Here is a 23,821-nt window from a genome sequence, read left to right on the forward strand (position 1 = left end):
AAGCGTCAGCGCGTACGGCACACCGTGCGCGCTGACGGGTTGGTGGTAAGGGTGGTATTGCCGGTCAGTCGAGCGGCCAGACGGCGGTGCTCAACGCGCGCACGGCCTGCGCCGATTCGAGCGCGAGCGCATCCTGTGCACGCTGTCGGCACTGCTGCCAGTCGAGGTTGCGCACGCGCGCCTTGATCGCGGGCACGGACACCGGATCGACGGACAACTCCGTCACGCCGAGCCCGACGAGCAGCGGCACCGCGAGCGGATCGCCCGCCAGCGCACCGCAGACGCCGACCCACTTGCCGTGCTTTTCTGCACCCTGCACCGCCGCCGCGACGAGACGCAGCACGGCCGGGTGCAGGCCGTCTGCCTGGGCCGCGAGATCGGGCTGGCAGCGGTCCATCGCGAGCGTGTACTGGGTGAGATCGTTCGTGCCGATCGAGAAGAAATCCGCGTGCTGCGCAAGCTGATCGGCCAGCAGCGCCGCCGACGGCACCTCGATCATCACGCCCACCTCGATCGGCTCCGTGCGGCCCAGTTCGCGCGCGAAGGAGTCGATACGCGCGCGCAGGCGCACGAGTTCGCCGACATCGGTGACCATCGGCAACAGGATACGCGCCGCGCCCGCCGGCCGCACGGCAAGAAGGCCGCGCAACTGGTCGTCGAGCAGATCGGGACGCACCTGCGCGAGACGGATGCCGCGCAGGCCCAGCGCGGGATTCTGCTCGGGCGGCAGCGTCAGGTAATCGACCTCTTTGTCCGCGCCCACGTCGAGCGTGCGGATGATCGCCGTGCGCCCGGCAAGCGCATCGGCAATCGCCTGATAGCTCTGGCGATGCTCTTCGACGGTCGGCGCCGCCTGGCGATGGATGAACATCAGTTCGGTGCGCAACAGGCCCACGCCGTCCGCGCCGTTGTCGACGGCGGCGTTGGCGTCGTCGAGCGTCGCGATATTCGCGGCGACTTCGATTGCCCGGCCGTCGCGCGTCGCCGCCGCCTCTTGCGACGTAAGCCGGTTGGCTTCGCGCACGCCTTCGAGGCGCAGGCGCTCGCTGCGCGCATGCTCGATGTCGAGTGCGCTCGGCGCGTAGGCCAACTGGCCTTCGCCCGCGTTCACGACGACCTGCGTGCCGTCCGGAATCGTATGCAGCGCATCGCCCACCGCGACGAGCGCCGCAATACCCGCCTGGCGCGCGATGATCGCCGCGTGCGAAGTCGCGCCGCCGCGCGCCATGACCAGCGCCGTCACACGCGAGCGGTCGAGCGTCGCGAGGTCGGACGGCGTGAATTCGTCGGCGGCGAGCACGGCTTCGTCGGGCAGCGTGCGAGCGGCCGTGTTCGCGTAACCGAGCAAGCGCAGCACGCGCTTTTCGAGGTCGCGCAGGTCGGCGGCACGCTCGGCGAGCAGTGGATCGTCGACCTTGCCGAGCACCGCGATCTGCGCGCGGATCGCTTCGCGCCAGGCGAAGCCTGCGCTCTTGCCAAGGCTGATCAGGTCGCGTGCGGCGTCTACAAGCGTCGGATCTTCGAGCAAAACGCGATGCATCGTGAAGATGCCCGCTTCGCCGATGGCACCGCGCTGCGAGGCGGCGCGCACGGCGCTGTTCAGTTCGGCGTCGACGGCGGCGATGGCCTTGTCGAGCGCGCGGCTCTCAGCCGAGAGGCTGCCGCTCGCGAGTTCGGGCGGCACGATTTCCGCATCGCTCCAGTGCACGAGCGTGCCAACCGCCACGCCCGGCGCCGCGCACACGCCGACGAGCGTGCGCGCACCGGCGCTCGCGGCCGTCGCGGGCTGCGCGCTTGCAGCCGCGCCCGGCACAGGCGAGAGTTGCCGCGCAGGCGCCTCGCCGGTCTCGCCCGGCGCTTCGCGCGTGAGTTCGTTGACGACCGCGTCCACGGCCTGCTGTGCGTCGTGGCCCATGCCGACCACTTCGATGGTCGCGCCTTCGCCTGCGCCGAGCGCGAGGAGGCCGACCACGCTCTCGATGGCGGCCTTGCGCTCGCCAAAGCGCACTTCCACGCGCGCGTCGAACGCTCGCACAGCCTGGCGCGCCCGCGCGGCGGGCCGTGCGTGGAGCCCCCCTGCATGGGCGAGCGTCACGCTCTTGCGCGCTTCGGTGACGACCGGCCACGCACCGCCCGCCGCCGGCTCGGCGCTGGCGCGCGCTCGCAGCACGAGCAGCGGCGTCACGCCCGCCTCGACATTGCCCGCTGGCGCACGCGAGATCACGTCGAACGCTTCGGAGTTCGCGATTGCCACGACCGAAACGAGACTTTGCGCCTCGCACGCGACGACATCGAGATCGAATTCGATCAACAGATCGCCGCGCTGCACGTGCGCGCCCTGCGCGACCTTCGGCTTGAAGCCGTTGCCGTGCAGTTCGACCGTATCGATGCCGATGTGCACGAGCACCTGCGCGCCCTCTGCGGTTTGCAGCGTGACGGCGTGACCGGTGCGTGCGAGGTGCATGACGATGCCGTCGCAGGGTGCGACGAGCCGCCCAACGAGCGGATCGATGCCGATCCCATCGCCGAACAGGCCTTCCGAAAACACCGGATCGGGTACGTCGGCAAGCGGCACGACCGGCCCGGTGAGAGGCGAGACAAGCACAATGTCGCCCGCAGCGGGTTCAACGGGATTCATCAGACGGGACTCCAGGATGCGCTCCATCAGTTTTCCAATCTAGTGTGTTTCGGTGACTTTGTTCAGGTAGCGCGGCTCGTCGGGGTTGCGGCCGCGCGCGGCGGCAAGGCCTGCCGCCATCACGTAGAACGAAAGAATCGCGGCGACCGGATCGAGTGCCGGATCGGCGGTGGTCGCGAGCGGCAGCGTCGCATCCGGCACGTCGGCGGGCGCGGCGAGCAGCACGCGCGCACCGCGCTTCGTCATGTCGCGCGCGAGGCCGATCAGGCCCGCCTGCTCCGGTCCGCGCGGTGCGAACACGAGCAGCGGATAGTCGCGGTCGATCAGCTCCATCGGGCCGTGACGCACCTCCGCGCTCGAAAACGCCTCGGCCTGGATGCCCGAGGTCTCCTTGAGCTTGAGCGCCGCTTCCTGTGCGATGGCGAGGCCCGCGCCGCGGCCGATCACGATCATCTGCGACACGTCGCGCAGTTCGTCCACGGCCTTCGACCAGTCGAGCTTGCCCGCGCGTTCGAGTGCATCGGGCAGCGCGCGCAGCGCGTCGACGAATGCCGCATCGCGCTGCCAGAACGCCACGAGTTGCGCCGAAAGCGACAGCATCGCGATATAGCTCTTCGTGGCCGCGACGCTCAGCTCCGCACCGGCGAGAAGCGGCAGCTCGATGCCGGCGGCTTCTGCAAGCGGCGAGCCCGGCACGTTGACCATAGCCGCTGTCAGCGCGCCCGCTTCGTGGAGCACGCGCATCGTCTCGACAAGATCAGGACTCCTGCCTGATTGGGAAAAAGCAAGCGCGAACTGGCCGCGTACGCGTAACGGCGCCTGCTGAAGCGTGGCAATCGACATCGGAATCGAGGCGACCGGCACGCCGATGCGGCTCATCGTGAGCGCGGCGAAATAGCTTGCCGCGTGATCCGAGCTGCCGCGCGCGACGGTGAGCGCCACCTGACGCGGTTCGGCATCGAGCGCTCGCGCCAGCGCCTCGACACGCGAGGTGTCCGCGAGCTGCATGGCGACGATGCTGGACGAGGCCAGCGCTTCCTTAAGCATATTCGACAATCGATTCTCCTTCGACATAGGTTGCGGCGAGTGCCAGTTCGCGGTCGAACACGACAATGTCGGCCCATGCGCCGCGCGCGAGGCGTCCGCGATCTTCGACGCCGAGATAGTCGGCCGCGTAGCGCGACAGACGCATCGAAACATCGGCGATCGGGAAGCCGAGCGAAACGAGGTTGCGCAGCGCCTGATCCATGGTCAGCGTGCTGCCTGCGAGCGTGCCGTCGGCAAGACGCACGCCGCCGAGGCACTTGGTCACGTGCTGGCTGCCAAGACGGTATTCGCCGTCGGGCATGCCGGTCGCCGACGTGCTGTCGGTGACCACGTAGAGGCGCGGAATCGCGCGCATCGCGGCGCGGATCGCACCGGGATGGACGTGCAGCAGATCGGGGATGATCTCCGCGTATTCGGCGTGGGCGAGCGCCGCGCCGACGAGACCCGGATTGCGGTGATGGAGCGGCGACATCGCGTTGAACAGGTGGGTGAAGCCGCGCGCACCGTGCTTGAGGGCGGCGACGCCGTCGTCGTAGGTCGCGAGCGAGTGGCCGAGCTGCACGCGCACGCCGCGTGCGGCCATCTCCGAAATGATCTCGATGTGGCCCGCGATCTCCGGCGCGACGGTCACGACGCGGATCGGCGCGATCGACAGGTACTTGAGCACTTCGGCGAGTACCGCCGATACCGCCGCGTCCGGCTGCGCACCCAGCTTGCCCGGGTTGATGTACGGCCCTTCCAGGTGCACGCCGAGCACGCGCGAGCCCCCCGGCGTGCGCGTGCGCGCAACGTCGCCGAGCCCCGCCACGACGTTCATGAGCTCGTCGCGCGGCGCGGTCATCGTGGTCGCGAGCAGGCTCGTCGTGCCGTAGCGCGCGTGCGTGCGCGTGATGGTTTCGATGGCGTCGCCCGCCTCCATCACGTCGGCTCCGCCGCCGCCGTGAACGTGCAGATCGATAAAGCCCGGCAGGATGTAGGGCGCGTCGTTGTTCGCCGGATCGGCCGGATTGCCGCTGATCGACGTGATGCGCCCGTTCTCGAACGACAGCGTGCCGTCAATCCAGCCTTCAGGGGTGAGTATGTTTCCGCTCAGCATGAATGTCTTCCTGAATGTCTTTCAGAATCTGTTCCGGATTCCGCCAGGTTGCAACGAGGCACGAGGCGTCATATTTGTGGCTTGCATGCGTGATCTGTCCAGTGGCGCTGCATGCCCGCTCGCTCGGGCGCAGGCGCTCATTGGCGCAGCTCCGCAACGAAGTCGTAGTAGCCGTCGCGGCAATACGTGTCGGTCAATTCGATCGCGCGCTGGTCGGCCGAAAAGCCCACGCGCGTGATGACGAGCAACGCCGCACGCGGCTCGACGCCCATCAGCGCGGCGATCTCGCCCGTCGCATTGACGGCGCGAAAGTGCTGCAGCGCGCGCACGACCGGCGCGCCGCACTGCTCCAGAAGCGCGTAGAGCGACGTGCCGACGGCCTTCGGGTCCGGCACGATCGAAACCGGCAGCGCCGAATGCTCGACGGCCATCACGATGCCGTCAGCGCGGCGCAGCCTGCGCAGGCTCGTCACCGACGCGCCCGGCGAGAGACCCAGTTGCACGATCTCTTCGCGGTGCGCGGGGCGCACTTCGCGCGCGAGCCACACCGAATCCGGCGTGAAGCCGCGCTGCTCCATCTTTTTCGTGAAACCGGTCAGACGCGACAGCGGATCTTCAACCCGCGGCGTGATGAAGCTGCCCGCGCCGCGTGCGCGCCGGATCAGCCCCTGCTCCACGAGCAGTTCGATCGCCTTGCGTGCGGTGATGCGCGAGACGCCAATGGCATCGGAAAGCGAGCGCTCCGACGGCAGCGCCTCGCCAGCCGACCACACGCCGCAATGAATCGCCGTGGCAAGGTTGCGCGCAAGCTGCAGATAGAGCGGCGTCACATTGCGCGCGTCGGGCATCAGGGCAGACCAACGGGTTTCCATGGGATTCCAGCCAGTGGGGGGGATCGTGGGGGCGTCCGCGCGCGGGATACGTGTATCCGGGCTCCAGAGCGAGCCCATTATATAACCAGCATAAAACCAGTCAACAGGCGCTATTCACGCCGCCATCAAGCCAATAATATTTATTTAAATCAACAACATATAATGCATTTTTCGCTTCTCGCACGATGATTTCTCGCATTGGGATTTTCCCTTAGTTGCCCAAAAAATAGCTGCAGAGTAGGACCAGAACAAGACCAAAATAGTCTGGTATTGGTGTCATCGGAAAACTCCGGTGTCAACGCGTCGGGCAAAAAAAAACCGCGGCACAAGCCGCGGTTATTTACGAGCACTGCGTGCAGCAACGCGCTGCACGCCGAGGTACTGCCGAGATCCCAATCAGAACGACGGAACCATCGAACCCTTGAACTCGTTCTTGATGAACTGGCGCACGTCTTCCGACTGGTAGGCCGCAACCAGCTTCTTCACCCAGGGCTTGTCCTTGTCCTGGATACGCACGGCGATCACGTTCGCGTACGGGCTGCGAATGTCTTCCAGCGCAATCGCGTCTTTGGTCGGCTGCATGCCGGCCGCGAGCGCGTAGTTCGTGTTGATGACGGCGGCATCCACGTCGCCGAGCGCGCGCGGCAATTGCGCCGCATCGAGTTCGACGAGCTTCACCTTCTTCGGATTCGCTGCGACGTCGAGCGGCGTCGCGTTGTTGCCGTTCGCGCCGGCGCCTGCGCGCAGCTTGATCACACCTTTGTTCTGCAGCAGCAGCAGCGCGCGGTTCTCGTTCGACGGATCGTTCGGCACCGCGACCTTCGCGCCTTGCGGCAGGTCGTTCAGCGACTTCAGCTTCTTCGAATACGCGCCCATCGGCGAGATGTAGGTCAGGCCCGCGGTCATGATCTTGTAGCCGCGCTGCTTGACCTGGCTGTCGAGGTACGGCTGGTGCTGGAAGCTGTTGGCGTCGAGGTCGCCTGCGTCGAGCGCGGCGTTCGGCTGGACGTAGTCGTTGAACTCGACGACCTTGACGTTCAGGCCTTCGCGTTTCGCGACTTTCTGGACGACGTTCCAGACTTGTGCGTCCGGACCGGAGACGGTGCCGACCTTGATGGTCTGGTCGTCGGCGTGGGCGCCGAAGCTGGTGGCGAGCGTGGTGGCGGCAAAGCCGGCGAGGAGGGTCTTGATCAGAATTCTGCGCTGCATGGAGAGAGTATTCCTGCTTGTTATTCAATATGGCCAGCCGGAACCGCATTGTGTGCGCTCCGCCAGCGGGTCCAGATGGTCTCACAGGAGGCCAGGCGCGTGAAATACCAAAATTACATACCGATATTTCCGGCGATTCAGTCCAGGGGCTTAGTCGAGCAGCAGCTTCAGGTCGTGAACCCAGGGCGTCGCGCCCTGCGCGTCGCGAGCGAAAAGCCGCAGCTTGCCGGTCGAGTCGAACACATAGCCCGCGGCCGTGTGGTCCATCGTGTAGTTACCCGGCGTTGCGCCCGGCACCTTCGCGTAGTACACGCGGAAGTCCCTCGCGATCTGCTTGAGCTGGTCGTCGTTGGCGGGATGCAGGCCGACGAAGGTCGGGTTGAACGCGCTCACGTATTGGCCGAGAAGCTCGGCCGAATCACGCTCGGGATCGACGGTGACGAACAGCACCTGAACGCGTTTCGCGGCATCCGGCCCGAGTTGCTGGAGCGCCTGCGAAAGTTCGGCCAGGGTGGTCGGGCAGACGTCCGGGCAATGCGTATAACCGAACAGCAGCACGACAACCTTGCCCTTGTAGTCAGCGAGCGAGCGCATGGTGCCGCCCGAGTCCGGCAGCGAAAAATCCTTGCCGAACTGCGTATTGCCGGTGATGTCGAGGTTCGTAAACGACGGCGCCTGCTGACCGCACCCCGCAGTCAGTACGCCGGCGCCGAGGGCGCAAACCGTGGCGAGCGCCACGAGCGAGGTGCGCCCGAAGCGCGCGAATTTATGACGGATCATGAGTCTTATGCTGTCACGCCCCTATCAGAACGCGAACGTAGTGGTCGACGAGCAGCGCTGCAAAGAGCACTGAGAGATAAACGATCGAATAGCGGAAAGTCTTCCGTGCGAGCGCATCCGAGTACTCGCGGTAGATCCTCCGCGCGTAGCCGAGGAACGCCATGCCGAGCAGCACAGCCACCGTGAGATACACGACACCGCTCATGCCCGAGATGAACGGCATGAGCGTGACCGCGAACAGGATCACCGTGTAGAGCAGGATGTGCAGACGCGTATAGGCTTCGCCATGCGTGTTGGGCAGCATCGGCAGACCCGCGTTTTCGTAATCCTTGCGGCGGTAGAGCGCGAGCGACCAGAAGTGCGGCGGCGTCCACACGAAGATGATCAGCACGAGAATCCAGGCGTCGCCGGGCACGTGGCCGGTGACGGCCGCCCAGCCGAGCGCGGGCGGCATGGCGCCCGAAGCGCCGTCGATCACGATGTTCTGCGGCGTGGCGGGCTTGAGCAGCAGCGTATAGATGATCGCGTAGCCGACGAACGTGCCGAACGTGAGCCACATCGTGAGGGCATTCGTGAACGTGTAGAGCGTCCACATGCCGATGGCGCCGAGCACGGCCGAGAACAGCAGGATCTGCGCGCTCGAAATCTCGCCGCGCGCCGATGGGCGCCAGGCAGTCCGGCGCATCATCGCGTCGACTTTCTGCTCGACAAGACAGTTGATGGCGAATACAGCACCGGCCGTGAGCCAGATGCCGATCGTGCCGCCGATCAGAACTTTCCAGGACACCATGCCAGGCACGGCGAGGAACATGCCGATCACGGCGCAGAACACCGCAAGCTGGGTCACGCGCGGCTTCGTGAGCGCGACGTATTGCGAGATCCGGCTGGGCGTGTGGGAGAAGGTTGTGCTTTCCATATGGGCGGATTAGGCCGGTGCGGCGTCGCGCGCTGACATAACGGCGCGGCCGGAGCGGCTGTAAGCGATTCGAAAGTTTAGCATGACGACCAGAAGCAGCATGATCGCTGCCCCGCCGTTATGCGCCACTGCGATGGCGAGCGGCCATTGCAGCACGATGTTCGACAGCCCCGTCAAAAACTGAATCAGGACTACGACAAGAACCCAATTTGCAGGACGCCGTAGCGATTCGAAGCGTCTCAATCTGAAAGCCAACCATACCAGATAAGCGATCACCACGAATGCGAACGTCCGATGCGTCCAGTGGATTGCAACGAGCGCGTCCTGGGTGATGACGTCGCCGTTGCCGTCCATGCCGAGTGCGCGCCACAGATGGAAACCGTGATGGAAATCCATCGGCGGAATCCACGCACCGTTGCAGGTCGGGAAATCCGTGCAGGCGAGCACCGCGTAGTTCGTGCTCACCCAGCCGCCGAGCGCGATCTGCGCCACGAGCAACGCGAGCGCTGCAAGCGCCGCGGCGCGCCAGCCGCCCGTCTCGGGTTCGTACGCAGGCAGCGGCGTGATGCGCGCCGCGAGCCAGCCGAGCGTGCCGAGCAGCGCGAGCCCGAGCAACAGGTGCGTGGTGACGATGATCGGCTGCAGCTTCATCGTGACGGTCCATGCGCCGAAGATACCCTGCACGAGAATCAGCCCGAGCAGCGCCGTCGGCCACCAGGGCGAAACCGAGAGGGGCAGGCGTTTGATGCGCGCGCGCCAGGCAATCGCCGTCTGCGCGATGATCAGCACGCCGATCGACATCGCGAAATAGCGGTGGATCATCTCGATCCACGCCTTCGACAGGCTGACCGGGCCGGTGGGCATCGCCGCATACGCGGCGGCAATCTGTGCATGCGCGATGAACGGCGACGACGTGCCGTAGCATCCGGGCCAGTCCGGGCAGCCGAGGCCGGAGTCGGTGAGCCGCGTGAATCCGCCGAACATCACGAGGTCGAGCGTCATGAACGTCGTCACCCAAACGAGCTTGCGGAACTTGTTGTCGTCGGCTTTCACCCACACCCAGGAGAGCGGCAGCAGCGCGATGCAAAGACCGATCAGACCCAGCTCCAGTATGAACATTCCTTACCTTGTCAGCGTTAAAAGCGTGCGCCGCGCGTTATCCAATGCGCGACCACTTCAGCAGTTTCGTCACGTCGCCCTTGATCTTCGACGGATCCGCGTGCGCAGGAAAACGCATCATCAGATTGCCGTTCGGATCGACGAGGTAGATGTGATCGGTGTCCTTCATCGCTTGCGCGGCGGGCAGCCATTGCGCGAGCGCAGCCGGATCGGCGCGCAGCATGCGCGTGTCGGGGTAGGCGGTTTTCAGCACCTGCGCGACCGGTGCGTCGTCGGTGCGCAGCCAGAGCGTCACGACGCGCTCGCGCTCCGCGCCCTGCGTCGCGCGCACCTGGCGCATGAAATAAAGCTTGGTCGCGCACGGCTCGCCGCACGCGCCGCCATCGACCGAAATCATCAGCCAGTGCCCGCGCAGTGACGCGAGCGGGACCATCTGACCGTCGTCGCCGGTCACGGTCAGCGCGTCGGGAATCGGGCGCTGCGGCTCGATGAGCGTGCCGTAGCTCGTCGAACCGCCCTTCGGCTTGATCACGTAATACGCGAAGTACGAGATCGCAATGGGCGCCGCGCAGATCAGCGCGATCAGCCACACCATCCAGCGGCTCCCCCGCCGCGCGCTCGCAGGAGCGCCGTCCGTGCGCAAGGGCGAGCCCGCCGCGCGAAGGGGCGCGGCGTCGCTGCCAGCCTGTGGCGAACGGGGGGTTTGTGTCGACACTGCTCGAACCTCTTCCTTTTGTTGATGTGTTACGAAGGCAGCGCGTCTTTCCTTGCAATCCGCGCCATGCAACATCAGCAGCGCGAATCACCATTCCGGTGGATCGTCAGGCCCCCTTCGCGGTCTGATCGCCACCCGCGCTGCGCGCTTTTGTCGCAGCGCGACGGCCCGCATAAAGGCCAAAAACAAGCGCTGCGGCAGCCATTCCCCACCACTGGAGCATGTAGCCATAGTTGCGGTCGACGTCGAAATCCGGCTGCGGCCAATCGCGCACAAGACCGTCTTTCGCCGCTGGCACAAAGGCTGTCTGCTGGATCACGAACGGCTGAAGCGGCAGTCCGATTTCCGTCGCATACGACGTAACGTCGAGATTTTGCCGTATCTTTTGATGCAGCGCAGAGTCTTCCGCTCCCAAATCATAGGCGCGTGTGGCATCCGCGCGCGCGATGCCCTCCACTTCGACCGGTCCGGAAGGCGTGTCGAAGGGTCCGATCACGGTGCGATCTTCATAGTTGCGCGGCAGCCAGCCCCGGTTCACGAGCACATAGCCGCCGTCCTGCAGCTTGAGCGGCATCACGACGTAAAAGCCCGGCTGGTCGTTGTACGGCCGGTTGTCGAGGTAGACGGCGCGCTCGGGCATGAACGTGCCGGTCGCGCGCACCCGGTGGAATTCGATACCCTTGAGCGGCAGCGGCGTCGCGCCCACGGCGAGCGGCGGCGCCGATTCGTTGCTTTCGATGTGCGCCTGCAGCGCTTCCTTCTGATGCGCGCGGTCGCGCTGCCAGAAGCCGAGCCGGATCGTCACGGCCATGACGAACATAATCAGCAATACGGGAACGAGCCGGATCTTCATCGCGCACGCTCCCCGCGAAAATCGATCGACCGCCGTCCGCCGGCGCGCGGTGACATAATCAAGCCATGGCTCTCAGGCATGGCGGATTCCGTGAACTTCATGCACATCCTCGTTCCTATTGCGTTTGCATTGATCATTGCGAGCTTGATCAGCGCACTTTACTTCATGATGCACGACCGCGGTCGCACCAAAAGGATGGTCTGGTCGCTCGCGACGCGCGTCGGGCTCTCCATCTCACTCTTCCTCTTCATCCTTTTTGCGCACTGGATGGGCTGGATCCAGTCAACCGGCATTCCGTACGGCCGCTAGGATCGCCCCGGTCGCGTACGCGCGTTTGCATCTGCGTCGGTGTGTGCGGCCCGCAAGGACAAAGCGCCGCGCCGACGAAGTCGGCCACGGCGCGTTCTCAGTACGTCATCAGGCTCTTCGACTCTTTTTTCGGCTTCACGCATGGCGCGGATTCATTGTCCGCGCCATGCGCAGCGTCGCTTTCGCCTATTCACCTATTCGCCTACAGCCAGTACACGACGATGTACAGGCCGAGCCACACGACGTCGACGAAGTGCCAGTACCACGCCGCGCCTTCGAATGCGAAGTGATGCTCGGCCGTGAAGTGGCCGCGAATCAGCCGGATCATCACCACCGTCAGCATCGTGCCGCCGAGGAACACGTGAAAGCCGTGGAAGCCGGTCAGCAGGAAGAACGTCGAGCCATAAATGCCCGATGCCAGCGTGAGATTCAATTCGGTGTAGGCGTGAATGTATTCGAACGCCTGCAGGCAGAGGAAGCTCAGCCCCAGCACGATCGTCCCGGCGAGCCAGGCGATGGCCTTGGTGCGATGATTCTCGCGCAGCGCGTGGTGTGCGACGGTGAGCGTCGCGCCCGACGAGAGCAGCAGCGCCGTGTTGATCGTCGGCACCGGCCACGGCGTCATCGAGCGGAACTGCGAGACCAGCTCGCCCGGCCCCGTGTTCGGCCACACGGCTGTGAAGTCCGGCCAGATCAGCTTGTAGTCGAGGCTGCCGAGCTGATGCAGCGCAATCGCGCGCGCGTAGAAGAGCGCGCCGAAGAATGCGCCGAAGAACATCACCTCGGAAAAAATGAACCAGCTCATGCTCCAGCGGTACGACGCGTCGACGCGCTTGCCGTACATGCCGCCTTCCGATTCGGCGATGGCGTCGCCGAACCAGTGCCACAGCGTGAAGAGCACCCAGAGCAGGCCAACCGCGACTCCGATCGGCCCCCAGGACTCGCCGTTGATCCACGAGGCGAGCGACGCGAGCATGACGAGAAGGCCGATGGACGCGCTGATCGGATGCCGCGACGGGTGCGGAATGAAGTAGTACGGGCTATCGTTTTGGCCGCTCATACCTGATTCTCCAATTTCCAGTTGCTCCGTAAATATTCCAGCTTGCTGTCTTCGCCATGCCTTCGCGCTGCCTGCTGTGCGCGACGTCGGGCAACGTCGGACATCCTCGCACGCTACCCCGCCACGGCGTGCACGACCAGCAGCAGCACGCCGACGAAGATGGCCGCGCCCAGCAACCCCGCAATGATCAGCGCGAGCGGGTGAAGCTGCGCCGCGTCGGACTCGAGATCCGCGCGCTTGCGCACGCCCATGAACGACCACGCAATCGCCCTGCAAAGCTGCAGCACGCCGCTCTTCTTCTTCCCTGCGCCGCCCTCTCCGTCCGTTCCGCCGTTCATGGGCGTCGTGTCTCCGTCCGCCGTGTTGTGCCGTATTGCACCCTCTGCCGCGCCCTGCCGGCCTTACGTGCCGGCGCCGGTTCTCTGTGCCGCTGGCGGCGTGTTCGCCGCCGTCGGCGTATTCAATTCGAAGAACGTATACGACAGCGTGATCGTCTTCACGTCTTTTGGCAATTTCGGATCGATCACGAACACCACCGGCATGCGCCGCGATTCGCCCGCCTTCAGCGTCTGCTGCGTGAAGCAAAAGCACTCGATCTTGCGGAAGTACTCGGTCGCCTGCTTCGGTGCGTAGCTCGGGATCGCCTGTGCGTTCACCGTGCGCCCTTCGTTATTCGACAAGTCGTACATCACGGTCATCACTTCGCCCGGATGCACGTCGAGATTCGACTGCTCCGGCTTGAACGCGAGCAGCCCGTGTGCGTTCGCATCGAACTCGACCGACACCGTGCGCGTCATGTCCACCTGCATGTTGCGCGCGTCGCGCTCGGTGGCGTCGCGCTGCACGAGGTTGTTGACGCCCGTGATCTGGCAGATCGCGCGATACATCGGCACAAGCGCGAAGCCGAAGCCAAACATCAGGATCGCCACGATCACGAGCTTGATGAGCATCGAACGATTGAAGGCGCGGTCGCTGCGCGTTTGTTGCGTGGGCATCGGACTACCTCTTACGTTCCTCGCAGGACGCACCGGCTCAATGTCCGCCGAAGTACACCTGCTTGACGATGGCGCTCACAAAAAAGACGACGACGACGGCGAGCAGGATCAGGCCGAGTCGCAGGTTGCCCGCGCGGATTTGCCCGGGCGTTCGTTTTTTTTGTGAATTCCGGTTCATGCGTGTTTGACTGCTCGCTGCAAATGGCGCTGCGTTATTTTCTTTTCGACGCTTCCTGTTGTTCGTCCCCTGCCTTTCATTCCCGGCCGTGCGCGCCGCGCGTACACAGCCGGGTATTCGGGCATTGCCCGTCGACGGATTACTCGACCGTCGGCGGGTTCTCGAACGTGTGGAACGGAGCCGGGCTCGGCACGGTCCATTCGAGGCCGGTTGCGCCGTCCCACGGCTTATCCGGCGCCGGTTCCAGCTCGCCGCCGCCGCGATAGGCAGGTAGCACCACGGCGAACAGGAAATACACCTGGGAAAGCCCGAAACCGAATGCGCCGATCGTGATCACCTGGTTCCAGTCGGTGAACTGGGCCGGATAGTCCGCGTAGCGGCGCGGCATCCCGGCGAGGCCGACGAAGTGCATCGGCAGGAACGCCAGGTTGAAGAAGATCAGCGAGCACCAGAAATGGATCTTGCCGCGCGTTTCGTTGTACATCCAGCCGGTCCATTTCGGCGACCAGTAGTACCACCCGGAGAAGAGCGCGAAGAGCGATCCCGCCACCAGCACGTAGTGGAAGTGCGCGACGACGAAGTAGGTGCCGTGATACTGGATGTCGAGCGGCGCCATCGCCAGCATGAGGCCCGAGAGGCCGCCGAAGGTGAACACGAGCAGGAAGCCGATCGCGAACAGCATCGGCGTTTCGAAGCTGAGCGAGCCGCGCCACATCGTGGCGACCCAGTTGAACACCTTCACGCCGGTCGGCACGGCGATCAGCATCGTCGCGTACATGAAGAACAGCTGGCCCGTCACCGGCATGCCGGTCGCGAACATGTGGTGCGCCCAGACCATGAACGAGAGAATCGCGATCGATGCCGTGGCGTAGACCATCGAGCTATAGCCGAACAGCGGCTTGCGCGCGAACGCCGGAATCACCTGCGAGATGATCCCGAACGCCGGCAGGATCATGATGTAGACCTCGGGATGGCCGAAGAACCAGAAGATGTGCTGGTACATCACCGGATCGCCGCCGCCCGCCGCGTTGAAAAAGCTCGTGCCGAAGTGGCGATCGAACAGGAGCATCGTGATCGCGCCCGCGAGCACCGGCATCACGGCAATCAGCAGGTACGCGGTGATGAGCCACGTCCACGCGAACATCGGCATCTTCATGAGCGTCATGCCCGGCGCGCGCAGGTTCAGGATCGTCACGATGATGTTGATGCTGCCCATGATCGACGAGGCGCCCATGATGTGCACCGCGAAGATCGCGAAGTCCATGCCGGGGCCCATCTGCGTCGAGAGCGGCGCGTAGAGCGTCCAGCCCGCGGCGGTCGCGCCGCCCGGTGCGAAAAACGAACCGACGAGCAGACACGCGGCAGCAGGCAGGAGCCAGAAGCTGAAGTTGTTCATGCGCGCGAACGCCATGTCCGACGCGCCGATCTGCAGCGGCACCATCCAGTTCGCGAAGCCGACGAACGCCGGCATGATCGCGCCGAACACCATGATGAGGCCGTGCATCGTCGTGAGCTGGTTGAAGAACTCCGGCCGCATGATCTGCAGGCCCGGCTCGAACAGCTCGGAGCGGATCGCGAGCGCCATCACGCCGCCGGACAGGAACATCGTGAACGAGAAGATCAGATACAGCGTTCCGATGTCCTTGTGGTTGGTCGCGAACAGCCAGCGTCGCCAGCCGTGGGGCGTCGCGTGCGCATGGTCGCCGTGAACGTGACCGTGGCCCGCGACATCGTGTCCAATACTAGACATGACTTCCTCCTAAGCGAATGCTGCGTTGCGTACCCGGTCGAGCGTTCAGGCTGCCGCGTTGATCTCTACACGTCGCGCTTCCCTGGCATTGCCGCCACCGGTTACCGTTTCCGGCTTCTTCAGAATGATGTGATCGTCGGCGATGCCCGCGGCCTTCAGCGCGTCGCGTACCGCTTGTGCACGATGTTTCGCGAGTTCCTCGTTCGCGTGGGCGTTGCCGCTCGCGTCGGTGTAGCCCGAGAGCGTGAACTTCGCCTCCGGGTGAGCCTTCGCGTAGTCGGCGGCCGCCGCAACCGCATCCTTCGCGCCGGCAGGCAGCGTGCTCTTGCCGATGTCGAAATAGATGCTGGCCGGCAGCGATGCGCCCGCCTGCGCCGCACCCGATGCCTCGACGGCGCCGCTTGCGCCGCTTGCGCCGCTTGCGCCGCTCACCGCCGCGCCGCTCGCAGTCTCCGCACCCGCGGCACCCGAGGCACCCGCGGCAGCCGCACCGCCAGCCGCGCCCGCGTCGGCCATATGGTCGCCGCCTTCGGGCAGCTTGCCGTTGCGCGCATCGGCCACCTGACGCGGCTGCAGAATGTCGCCGGTGTGATTACCCCACGAATTGCGCTCGAAGGTGATGACCGATGCGATCTCGACGTCGTTGAGCACCGGCCCCCACGTGGGCATCGCGTTCTTGCCGTGCAGCACGAGGCTCACATGCGCGCCGATCGGACCGTTCGCGACCTTGCTGCCGTCGAGCGCCGGGAATGCGCCCGCGCCCTTGCCGGTCGGCTGGTGGCAGACCGCGCAATTCGACGTGTACACCTTCTGGCCGCGCTCCTTCAGTTCGGCGAGCGTATAGGTCCGGTTGGGATCGTCGGAGGCGGACGCCATCTTCGCCTTCTGCATCTGAACCCATTTCGCGTAGTCGTCCTGCGAGAGCACTTCGACCACGACCGGCATGAACGCATGCTCCTTGCCGCACAGTTCCGTGCAGAAACCGCGATACGTGCCGGTCTTGATGGCCTTGAACCACGTGTCGCGCACGAAGCCCGGAATCGCATCCTGCTTCACGCCGAAGGCGGGCACATACCACGAGTGCACGACGTCGTTCGCGGTGGTGATGATGCGGATCTTCTTGTCGACCGGGACGACGAGCGGGTTGTCGACTTCCTGCAGATACGTGTCGCTGATCGGCATCTGGCCGTTCACTTCCTCACGCGGCGTGCTGAGCGTCGACAGATAGCTGATGCCTTCGCCCTGCCCCTTCACGTAGTCGTAGCCCCACTTCCACTGATAGCCGGTGACCTTGATCGTGATGTCGGCGTTGGACGTGTCCTTCATCGCGACGACGGCCTTGGTCGCAGGCAGCGCCATCAGCACGACGATGACGAACGGCACGACGGTCCAGAGGATTTCGACGGTGGTGCTTTCGTGGAAGTGCGCGGCCTGATGGCCCTTCGATTTTCGATGCGCAAAGATCGAATAGAACATGACGCCGAACACACCGACAAAAATCACGGTGCACAGGATCAGCATCGTTGTATGGAGGTTGTAGAGTTGCTCCGCGATTTTGGTCACGGGCGGCTGCAGATTGATCTGGTTGACCCGTGGGCCGCCGGGACTGTCGCCCACCGCCTGGGCCGCGCCAGCGAACAGGAGTCCGCAGGATGCCGGCACGCCCGAAAGGGTTCGCTTGATTGTTTTCATCGCTTCCTTACCCATATTTTCCATTCCAACCCTCGACCCCGCAGGAAGGTTTCGCATCGTGCGCACGGACGGCGGCCAGGCACCCGGGCCAATCCCCGGGATGAAATGCACCGCTCAGGCGCCGCACGCGAGCCACACGCACAGTTCCCGCGCGAACTGTGCACGCCGATACTGCGGCAAATGCAACCCGACAGCGACCGACTGGCCGCGGGACACGAGACGCACCGGATCGCGAAGCATCACGCCCGGCTCGACCCGGACCCAGCGGGGATTGAATTCGAACCGGGAGCGCAGTTCCGCGCTGACCTGTTCGATCACCAGCCGGTTCGGATACAGCCTGATTCGTTCGTAATCGACAGCATGGCGCGCATAGACGGCAAAGGCGCACCCCACCACCAACAGATCGATGCCAGTGAACGGCAACACCAGCCAGGCACCGTTGATCAACAGCAGAACGGCGATTGCGATGGATACGAATGCCAGAGAAGCATAGAAGCACATGAATTGCCTGGGGGAGAGCGAACAGTTGCGCTTCATGGTCCAGTCCTTCAGAACCGGCTCCGGACTCGCCAGCAGATCGGACGTCTGCATCGCTGTCTCCCGCCCCCAGCACTGCAACAACCTCAGACTATCGCTGCCCGGCGCCTCGCACAACCTCGCACAACTCTGTAGGCATCGGTACCGCACGCATTGGAATTAGTGCACCTTTGCGCGACAAACTGACGCATTATAACGCGAACACCTGTGCCGGCAAGGCAACCTTGATATCCGTCAAACCCTTGCCAGTCAAGGATCTTCGGGCTTTTAGCCGATTCTTTTGAAGGCGGTTCAGCCGGGATTCCCGGGCGCGGCAAAGGCCGCGCGATTGCCTCAGCAGCTTCAGTGGCTTCAGCGGTTCCTTGTCGGACCGCGGCCGATGTCTTCGAGCCGGATGATGCCGTGCCCGTCCGCGGTGGTGCGCGGCACGGCCTTCCAGGCGTGCCCATAGATGACTTCGAAAGTCAGCGGGATCGTGCCGTCGTCGCGCTTGCGCGCTTCGAGCGCGGCGATGAACGCGCGGTGCAGGCGGCGCGCCGCGTGGCCCATGCCGGCCTCGCGCTCGAACGGATACGCGCCCCAGCGGCGCACGTCGGCGAGCAGCTTCTCGGCGGAGCGATAGGTGACGGTGAGCGTCTCCTGGTCCATGACCGGAATCTCGAAGCCGTTTTCGACGAGCATGTCGCCCAGATCGTGCATGTCGACGAAGTCGATCACATGCTTGCGCGTCGGCACGCCGTGCGCAGCCTCGACTTCGGCCCAGGCGCCGCGCAGCTCGTTGAACGTCTCGGGGCCGAGCGTGCTGAACATCAAGAGGCCGTTCACCTTGAGCACGCGCTGCCATTCGCCGAACACGAGGTCCGGGCGCGGATGCCAGTGCAGCGCGAGGTTCGACCAGAGCAGCTCGAACGTGCCATGCGGGAACGGCAATTCGGCGAAATCGGCCTGCGTGAAGCGCGGACCGCGCGAGCCGAGCGCGCGCCCAACCGAGGCCGGCAGGAAACGCCGCCAGCTCGTGTCGCCCGCGTCGTGGCGCAGCGCGCGCTGGAGCATCGCGAAGGAGAGATCGGTGCCGAAGACGGGCGCCTCAGGAAAGCGCTCGCGCAAGCCGGGCAGGTCCTCGCCCGGGCCGCAGCCCGCGTCGAGCACGCTCGCGGGCGTCATCTTGATGTAGTCGAGCCGCTCGCGCATGCGCTGAGCGATTTCTCGTGGCAGGAAAGCGACCTCATTGAAGGTCGCGGCACGGCGGTCGAAAATCCGCCGCAAATGCCGGGGATCGTAGGCCGGACGGCCGGGTCTGGCGGAAGACAAGGACATGTCGGTCGTATTGGCGAAGTGTGCGAAGTATACTCGCTCACTCCCAAGCTTTCAGTTCGCGAGTCCGCACCCGGGCCGTCCGTCGATGCCGCCATCGCCTGTTTTACTGCCCGCCATCCGCCGCGCATGCCGTCGAAGCCATCGGATCGGCGTGCGCGTCTCTCAGGTCGCACGGGCGCAGTGGCCCTGGCTGACCCAGTTCGCCTTGCCCAATCGGTGCGTATTGTGCGGCAATTTGTCGCGCACGACGCTATGTGCCGATTGTGCGGCGCTCTGCTGGAACGAGCCGCGCCTGCGCTGTACCGTGTGTGCGATGCCGCTCGCGGGGGCGCGACGCGCCGCGCATGGGCCGCGCTACCGTTGCGGCGCTTGCGTGGACACGCCGCCCGCGTTCGACGCCACGCTCGCGTTGGGCGACTATCGTGCGCCGCTCGACTTGCTGGTGCTCGGCCTGAAGTTCCGCGCGCAGCTCGCGGCGGGTGCGGCGTTCGCCGGTCAACTCGCGCGGATCGCCGGGGACGCGCTCGATCCCGCCGACCACCCCGATGTGCTCGTGCCCGTGCCGCTCTCGCGCAAACGTCTGATCGAGCGCGGCTACAACCAGGCGTGGCAGATCGCGCGTCCGCTCGCACGCGCACTCGGTCAGCGCGCCGATGCGACGCTCGTGCGCCGCGCGCTTCACACGGCGGCGCAATCGCGGCTCGACCGCGATGCGCGCCGACGCAACGTGGAACGCGCGTTTGCGCTGACGAAGCCGGTCCGCGGCCTGCACGTGGGCGTGGTCGACGACGTGATGACGTCCAGCGCCACGCTCGATGCGCTCGCGCGCACGCTGAAGACTGCCGGCGCACGGCGCGTGACGAATTTCGTCGCGCTGCGCACGTCGAAAGATTGACGGGCCGAATTAGCGCAACGGCTAGACACAACTGCTTTTCATCGACTTTCATCACCATGTTCAACGTCGTTCTCGTCGAACCGGAAATCCCGCCGAACACCGGTAACGTGATTCGTCTGTGCGCGAACACGGGCGCGCGGCTGCATTTGATCGAGCCGCTCGGCTTCCCGCTCGACGACGCAAAAATGCGCCGCGCGGGCCTCGACTATCACGAGTACGCGCAGATGCACGTCCACCGCAACTGGGACGCCTTCCTCGCCGCCGAAACACCCGATCCGTCGCGCATGTTCGCGTTCACGACGCGTGGCTCCGGGCGCTTTCATGCGCGCGCATTCCAGCCGGGCGACTGGTTCGTATTCGGCGCGGAGACGCGCGGGCTGCCCGACGCGGTGCTCGCGCACTTTCCGAACGGCCAGCGCGTGCGCCTGCCGATGCGGCCCGACAACCGCAGCCTCAATCTCTCGAATACGGTCGCGGTGGTCGTGTTCGAAGCGTGGCGTCAGGCGGGGTTCGCTGGCGGCGAATAAACCGGCCGATACAGCGGGGCAGATACAGCGGGGCAGATGCAGCGGCGGTTACGGAGACAAACGAAGCCGCATCACGGTTTGCCCGTGCGCGCGCCGAGTTCGCGCTGGTAGAGCGCGTGCATCGCGTTGTCGAAGCAGGCGAAGATGATCCGTTCGAGTTCCGGGTAATCCGGCAGCGCCGCGATCACCGTTTGCGTGGCAATGGCGACGGCATCGTCGGCCGGAAAATGGTAGACGCCGCAACTGATGGCCGGAAATGCGATGCTGCGCACGTCGGCTGCATGCGCACAGGCAAGCGAGCGCTGATAGCACGATGCCAGCAGCCGCGCCTCGTCATGCCCGCCGCCGTGCCAGACCGGGCCGACGGTGTGAATCACGTGCTGCGCGCGCAGACGGTAGCCGCGGGTGATTTTGGCGTCGCCGGTCGCGCAGCCGCCGAGCGTCTCGCACTCGCGCAGCAGATCCGGCCCGGCAGCGCGGTGAATCGCGCCATCCACGCCGCCGCCGCCAAGCAGTGAAGTATTCGCCGCGTTGACGATCGCATCGACATCGAGCGTGGTGATATCGGCCACGCGCGACTCGATCCTGCAGATTCCGATGGTGAGCATGTCGTCCTCCATCCTGCTAGCAGCGCGCGCCCGGGTTGCCTGCCCGAATTGCCGGATAAGCGCGCGCCCTACTCCGCCTTTGCGTCGCGCCTGAGCAGCGCGCTCACGGCGTCGCGCGGCGTGACGCCGTCGAACAGCACGGCGCACACCGCCTGCGTGATCGGCATCTCGATGCCGTGCTCGCGCGCGATGGCCAGCACGGCCTGCGCGCAATGCACGCCTTCTGCGACGTGGCCGAGCGCGCCCAGAATGTCGTCGAGCGTGCGGCCGCTCGCGAGCTGCATGCCCACGGTGCGGTTGCGCGACAGGTCGCCCGTGGCGGTGAGAATCAGGTCGCCGAGGCCCGTAAGCCCCGTGAAGGTTTCCGCGCGTCCGCCAAGCGTCACGCCAAGGCGCGTCATCTCGGCGAGACCGCGCGTGATGAGCGCGGCCCGCGCATTCAGGCCGAGCCCGAGGCCGTCCGAAATGCCGGTAGCGATGGCGAGCACGTTCTTGACCGCGCCGCCAACCTCGACGCCCACCACGTCGTCGCCGGTGTAAATGCGCATCGCACGGTGATGGAATGCGGCGAGCGTGCGCTCGCGGCAAGCCGCCGACGCGCTCGCGACGGTCAACGCGACGGGCAGCCCTGCGCCCACTTCGCGCGCAAAGCTCGGTCCCGAGAGTACGCCGTTGCTGCCGTGATCGGGCAGCTCGGCCGCCACGACCTGATGCGGCAGCTGCTGCGTCTCGGCCTCGAAGCCTTTGCAGAGCCAGACGAAGTGCGCGGGCACGCGGCCCATGTCGCGCATCGTGCGCAACAGGTCGCGCAAGCCGGCCACGGGCGTCGCGAGCACGACGAGCGCCGCCTCGTCCGACGCATGGTCGAGCGAGGCGGCGAGATCCGTTTCGTATTGGAGCGTGCGCGGCAGCGAGACGCCCGCGAGATAGCGGGCGTTCTCGTGCGTATTGCGCAGGGCGCCGATGAGCGCGGCGTCGCGCGCCCACAGCACCGTGTCATGCGCGCGGGCCAGATGGCCGGCCAGCGCGGTACCCCACGCTCCGGCGCCGAGCACGGCGACTTTCATTGCGTTACTCCGCACCGGTGGCCAGGATCAGTGGGTGGCGTTGCTTTGCGCGGCGCCGTCTTGCTGCGCGATCTGCTGCAGGCGTTGCTCGTAGAGCGCCTGGAAGTTGATCTCGGCGAGGTGGATCGGCGGGAAGCCGGCACGCGTGATCGCATCGGCGATGTTCGAGCGCAGGTACGGGAACAGGATCGTCGGGCAAGCAATGCCGACGAGCGGGTCGAGCTGCTCTTCAGGGATGTTGCGGATGTCGAAAATGCCAGCCTGCTTTGCTTCGATCAGGAACGCAACCTTGTCCTTCACCTTTGCGGTGACCGTACCCGTGACGATGATCTCGTAGACGGAATCGGCGAGGCGCTCGGCCTTGACGTCGACTTCCACTTCGACCGAGGGCATGTCCTGCTCAAGGAAGATAGCCGGCGAATTCGGCTGCTCGAGCGACATGTCCTTGAGGTAGATGCGCTGGATGTTGAAGAACGGCTGGTTGTTCTCGTCAGACATGGTAATTGGCTTCCCTGATTAAATGGATTGCAGCAGCAAACGACAAACTACGCATACAACGTGCTTTACGACGTCACGGCGAACTCGCGGCGAACATCGCTGCGGTCATCGCGGCGGGCGGCGCCGCACAGCAGCAAGCCCGCGCGGCACGACGGGCCGCGCGGGCATCATGCCCGCTGGAACACGCGAAAACCACGCGGAAAAATGTCACGCGGCGCCAGCCGCCCTTGCGGGCGGGCGGCGCTCAGGCGGCGCTCAGGCCGCCTTTTCGAGCAGCGGCATCAGGCCGCCGGCGCGATCGAGCGCGGAGAGGTCGTCGAAACCGCCCACGTGCGTCTCGCCGATGAAAACCTGCGGCACGGTCCGGCGGCCGGTGCGGGTCATCATTTCCTCGCGACGGGTCGGCTCCAGATCGATCAGCACCTTCTCGATGTGTTCGACGCCGCGCGACTTTAAAAGACGCTCGGCCATCTGGCAATACGGGCACACCTGGGTGCTGTACATGACCACCTTGCTCACTTCGAACCTCCTTGTTTCACGACCGGCATGCCGGCCTGTTGCCAGGCGTTCACGCCGCCGTCCAGGACATGGACTTCGGCAAAACCGGCATCTTTCACAACGCGCAGCGCCTTGTGCGACTGCTGGCCCGTCTGGCAGACCAGCAATACCGGATTGCTCTTGTTCTTCACGAACTGGCCCACCTTGCCTTCCAGTTCGCCGAACGCAATCTGGCGGGCCGAAGGCAGATGTCCCTTCGCGAAGTCGTCCGCGGAACGCAGGTCGATCACCACCGCATTGCGGCGATTGATGAGCTGCGTCGCCTCGGCGGCAGAGACGCCGCGGCGCCCGCCGCGCGAAAGCGTCGGCCACAGGAGCAACCCTCCGGATATGAGGACGATCGCAATGAGTACAAGGTTGATGTAATTGGTAAAGAACGTCACGGAAGATTCGCCGGGAAAAAGAGAAATCGGGGGAAATCCAGATTGGGCAACCTGTCCATTATAAAATAAGCGCTTGTCGCGGGCGCGTTGCTGGCGTTATGCGCCCCATAGCAGCCATGAAGTACCGGATACGGCTGCGCAGGTTGTTCCGGCGTGCCGCCCGTCCCCGTTTACCGCTTCCTTACTACCGGCCTTTATCCGC

26 protein-coding genes are annotated in these 23,821 nt (G+C 65.2%); 3 read left to right on the plus strand and 23 right to left on the minus strand.

Translation table 11 applies throughout. The features are described 5' to 3' along the window. Window positions 1-64 precede the first annotated feature (64 nt). The 10 genes from ptsP to EPN59_RS08545 all read right to left on the minus strand — a co-directional run bounded on the left by ptsP (window position 65) and on the right by EPN59_RS08545 (window position 11,245). A complete protein-coding gene (gene ptsP, locus EPN59_RS08500; RefSeq protein WP_293045889.1) occupies window positions 65-2,665 on the minus strand; it encodes a phosphoenolpyruvate--protein phosphotransferase in 2,601 nt (866 codons plus the stop codon). A gap of 12 nt (window positions 2,666-2,677) precedes the next feature. Next, the gene (locus EPN59_RS08505) at window positions 2,678-3,685 is read right to left on the minus strand and encodes an SIS domain-containing protein (protein WP_293042707.1); all 1,008 of its coding nucleotides are present in this window, start codon (window positions 3,683-3,685) and stop codon (window positions 2,678-2,680) included. Next, complete coding sequence (nagA, locus tag EPN59_RS08510; RefSeq protein WP_293042698.1) at window positions 3,678-4,781, minus strand: N-acetylglucosamine-6-phosphate deacetylase; 1,104 nt, start codon at window positions 4,779-4,781, stop codon at window positions 3,678-3,680. Before nagA ends, EPN59_RS08505 begins: the two co-directional genes overlap by 8 nt. Window positions 4,782-4,918: 137 nt before the next feature. Further along, window positions 4,919-5,653 (minus strand): GntR family transcriptional regulator, encoded by a 735-nt coding sequence (locus EPN59_RS08515; protein WP_293042695.1) that lies wholly within the window; start codon window positions 5,651-5,653, stop codon window positions 4,919-4,921. A 396-nt stretch (window positions 5,654-6,049) separates the two neighbouring features. Beyond that, entirely contained in the window at window positions 6,050-6,862 is an 813-nt protein-coding gene (locus tag EPN59_RS08520; RefSeq protein WP_293042692.1) for a MetQ/NlpA family ABC transporter substrate-binding protein, read from the minus strand. A gap of 150 nt (window positions 6,863-7,012) precedes the next feature. Continuing rightward, window positions 7,013-7,642: an SCO family protein gene (locus tag EPN59_RS08525; protein ID WP_293042689.1), complete on the minus strand. Its 630-nt coding sequence runs from the start codon at window positions 7,640-7,642 to the stop codon at window positions 7,013-7,015. A 13-nt stretch (window positions 7,643-7,655) separates the two neighbouring features. Then, window positions 7,656-8,558 (minus strand): heme o synthase, encoded by a 903-nt coding sequence (gene cyoE / locus EPN59_RS08530; RefSeq protein ID WP_293045892.1) that lies wholly within the window; start codon window positions 8,556-8,558, stop codon window positions 7,656-7,658. 9 nt (window positions 8,559-8,567) lie between these two features. Beyond that, window positions 8,568-9,677, minus strand: coding sequence for a COX15/CtaA family protein (locus EPN59_RS08535; RefSeq protein ID WP_293042684.1), 1,110 nt, complete (start codon window positions 9,675-9,677; stop codon window positions 8,568-8,570). A gap of 37 nt (window positions 9,678-9,714) precedes the next feature. Beyond that, the gene (locus EPN59_RS08540; protein WP_293042681.1) at window positions 9,715-10,272 is read right to left on the minus strand and encodes a cytochrome C oxidase subunit I; all 558 of its coding nucleotides are present in this window, start codon (window positions 10,270-10,272) and stop codon (window positions 9,715-9,717) included. A gap of 226 nt (window positions 10,273-10,498) precedes the next feature. Continuing rightward, on the minus strand, window positions 10,499-11,245 hold the full coding sequence (locus EPN59_RS08545; RefSeq protein WP_293042677.1) for an SURF1 family protein: 747 nt from the start codon (window positions 11,243-11,245) through the stop codon (window positions 10,499-10,501). A gap of 99 nt (window positions 11,246-11,344) precedes the next feature. On the opposite strand from EPN59_RS08545, the gene EPN59_RS08550 reads away from it, so the two are divergent. Continuing rightward, window positions 11,345-11,554, plus strand: coding sequence for a twin transmembrane helix small protein (locus tag EPN59_RS08550; RefSeq protein WP_293042704.1), 210 nt, complete (start codon window positions 11,345-11,347; stop codon window positions 11,552-11,554). Window positions 11,555-11,756: 202 nt separating this feature from the next. On the opposite strand, the gene EPN59_RS08555 is transcribed toward EPN59_RS08550, so the two are convergent. From EPN59_RS08555 to EPN59_RS08590, 8 genes are all read right to left on the minus strand, one after another. Further along, on the minus strand, window positions 11,757-12,614 hold the full coding sequence (locus EPN59_RS08555; protein ID WP_293042675.1) for a cytochrome c oxidase subunit 3: 858 nt from the start codon (window positions 12,612-12,614) through the stop codon (window positions 11,757-11,759). 113 nt (window positions 12,615-12,727) lie between these two features. Next, the gene (locus tag EPN59_RS08560) at window positions 12,728-12,952 is read right to left on the minus strand and encodes a DUF2970 domain-containing protein (protein ID WP_293042673.1); all 225 of its coding nucleotides are present in this window, start codon (window positions 12,950-12,952) and stop codon (window positions 12,728-12,730) included. A 63-nt stretch (window positions 12,953-13,015) separates the two neighbouring features. Beyond that, window positions 13,016-13,609, minus strand: a complete 594-nt coding sequence (locus EPN59_RS08565; RefSeq protein ID WP_293042671.1) for a cytochrome c oxidase assembly protein — start codon at window positions 13,607-13,609, stop codon at window positions 13,016-13,018. Window positions 13,610-13,646: 37 nt separating this feature from the next. Continuing rightward, window positions 13,647-13,787, minus strand: a complete 141-nt coding sequence (locus tag EPN59_RS08570) for a cytochrome oxidase small assembly protein (protein WP_293042669.1) — start codon at window positions 13,785-13,787, stop codon at window positions 13,647-13,649. A gap of 139 nt (window positions 13,788-13,926) precedes the next feature. Further along, window positions 13,927-15,537: a cytochrome c oxidase subunit I gene (gene ctaD, locus EPN59_RS08575; protein ID WP_293042666.1), complete on the minus strand. Its 1,611-nt coding sequence runs from the start codon at window positions 15,535-15,537 to the stop codon at window positions 13,927-13,929. A 45-nt stretch (window positions 15,538-15,582) separates the two neighbouring features. Beyond that, window positions 15,583-17,253 (minus strand): cytochrome c oxidase subunit II, encoded by a 1,671-nt coding sequence (coxB, locus tag EPN59_RS08580; RefSeq protein ID WP_293042664.1) that lies wholly within the window; start codon window positions 17,251-17,253, stop codon window positions 15,583-15,585. Between the two features lie 90 nt (window positions 17,254-17,343). Beyond that, window positions 17,344-17,820, minus strand: a complete 477-nt coding sequence (locus tag EPN59_RS08585; RefSeq protein WP_293042662.1) for a DUF2244 domain-containing protein — start codon at window positions 17,818-17,820, stop codon at window positions 17,344-17,346. Between the two features lie 297 nt (window positions 17,821-18,117). Next, window positions 18,118-19,083 carry a methyltransferase domain-containing protein gene (locus EPN59_RS08590; RefSeq protein WP_293042659.1) on the minus strand — a complete coding sequence of 322 codons (966 nt, stop codon included), beginning with the start codon at window positions 19,081-19,083 and terminating at the stop codon, window positions 18,118-18,120. An 85-nt stretch (window positions 19,084-19,168) separates the two neighbouring features. On the opposite strand from EPN59_RS08590, the gene EPN59_RS08595 reads away from it, so the two are divergent. Together EPN59_RS08595 and trmL are read left to right on the plus strand one after the other, a co-directional pair. Further along, a complete protein-coding gene (locus tag EPN59_RS08595; RefSeq protein WP_293042656.1) occupies window positions 19,169-19,978 on the plus strand; it encodes a ComF family protein in 810 nt (269 codons plus the stop codon). 56 nt (window positions 19,979-20,034) lie between these two features. Next, a complete protein-coding gene (trmL, locus tag EPN59_RS08600) occupies window positions 20,035-20,505 on the plus strand; it encodes a tRNA (uridine(34)/cytosine(34)/5-carboxymethylaminomethyluridine(34)-2'-O)-methyltransferase TrmL (RefSeq protein ID WP_293042653.1) in 471 nt (156 codons plus the stop codon). A 71-nt stretch (window positions 20,506-20,576) separates the two neighbouring features. Here trmL and EPN59_RS08605 read toward each other — a convergent pair whose 3' ends face one another. The 5 genes from EPN59_RS08605 to EPN59_RS08625 all read right to left on the minus strand — a co-directional run bounded on the left by EPN59_RS08605 (window position 20,577) and on the right by EPN59_RS08625 (window position 23,619). Further along, window positions 20,577-21,113 carry an O-acetyl-ADP-ribose deacetylase gene (locus EPN59_RS08605; RefSeq protein WP_293042650.1) on the minus strand — a complete coding sequence of 179 codons (537 nt, stop codon included), beginning with the start codon at window positions 21,111-21,113 and terminating at the stop codon, window positions 20,577-20,579. A 68-nt stretch (window positions 21,114-21,181) separates the two neighbouring features. Beyond that, window positions 21,182-22,180: an NAD(P)H-dependent glycerol-3-phosphate dehydrogenase gene (locus tag EPN59_RS08610; protein ID WP_293042647.1), complete on the minus strand. Its 999-nt coding sequence runs from the start codon at window positions 22,178-22,180 to the stop codon at window positions 21,182-21,184. A 27-nt stretch (window positions 22,181-22,207) separates the two neighbouring features. Further along, window positions 22,208-22,678 carry a protein-export chaperone SecB gene (gene secB / locus EPN59_RS08615; protein WP_293042644.1) on the minus strand — a complete coding sequence of 157 codons (471 nt, stop codon included), beginning with the start codon at window positions 22,676-22,678 and terminating at the stop codon, window positions 22,208-22,210. A 255-nt stretch (window positions 22,679-22,933) separates the two neighbouring features. Continuing rightward, window positions 22,934-23,197: a glutaredoxin 3 gene (gene grxC, locus EPN59_RS08620; RefSeq protein ID WP_293042641.1), complete on the minus strand. Its 264-nt coding sequence runs from the start codon at window positions 23,195-23,197 to the stop codon at window positions 22,934-22,936. Continuing rightward, entirely contained in the window at window positions 23,194-23,619 is a 426-nt protein-coding gene (locus EPN59_RS08625; RefSeq protein ID WP_293042638.1) for a rhodanese-like domain-containing protein, read from the minus strand. The genes grxC and EPN59_RS08625 overlap by 4 nt, the downstream gene beginning before the upstream one ends. Window positions 23,620-23,821: the final 202 nt, after the last annotated feature.

The organism is Paraburkholderia sp., assembly GCF_004298475.1.
In the GTDB taxonomy this organism is placed as follows: domain Bacteria; phylum Pseudomonadota; class Gammaproteobacteria; order Burkholderiales; family Burkholderiaceae; genus Paraburkholderia; species Paraburkholderia denitrificans.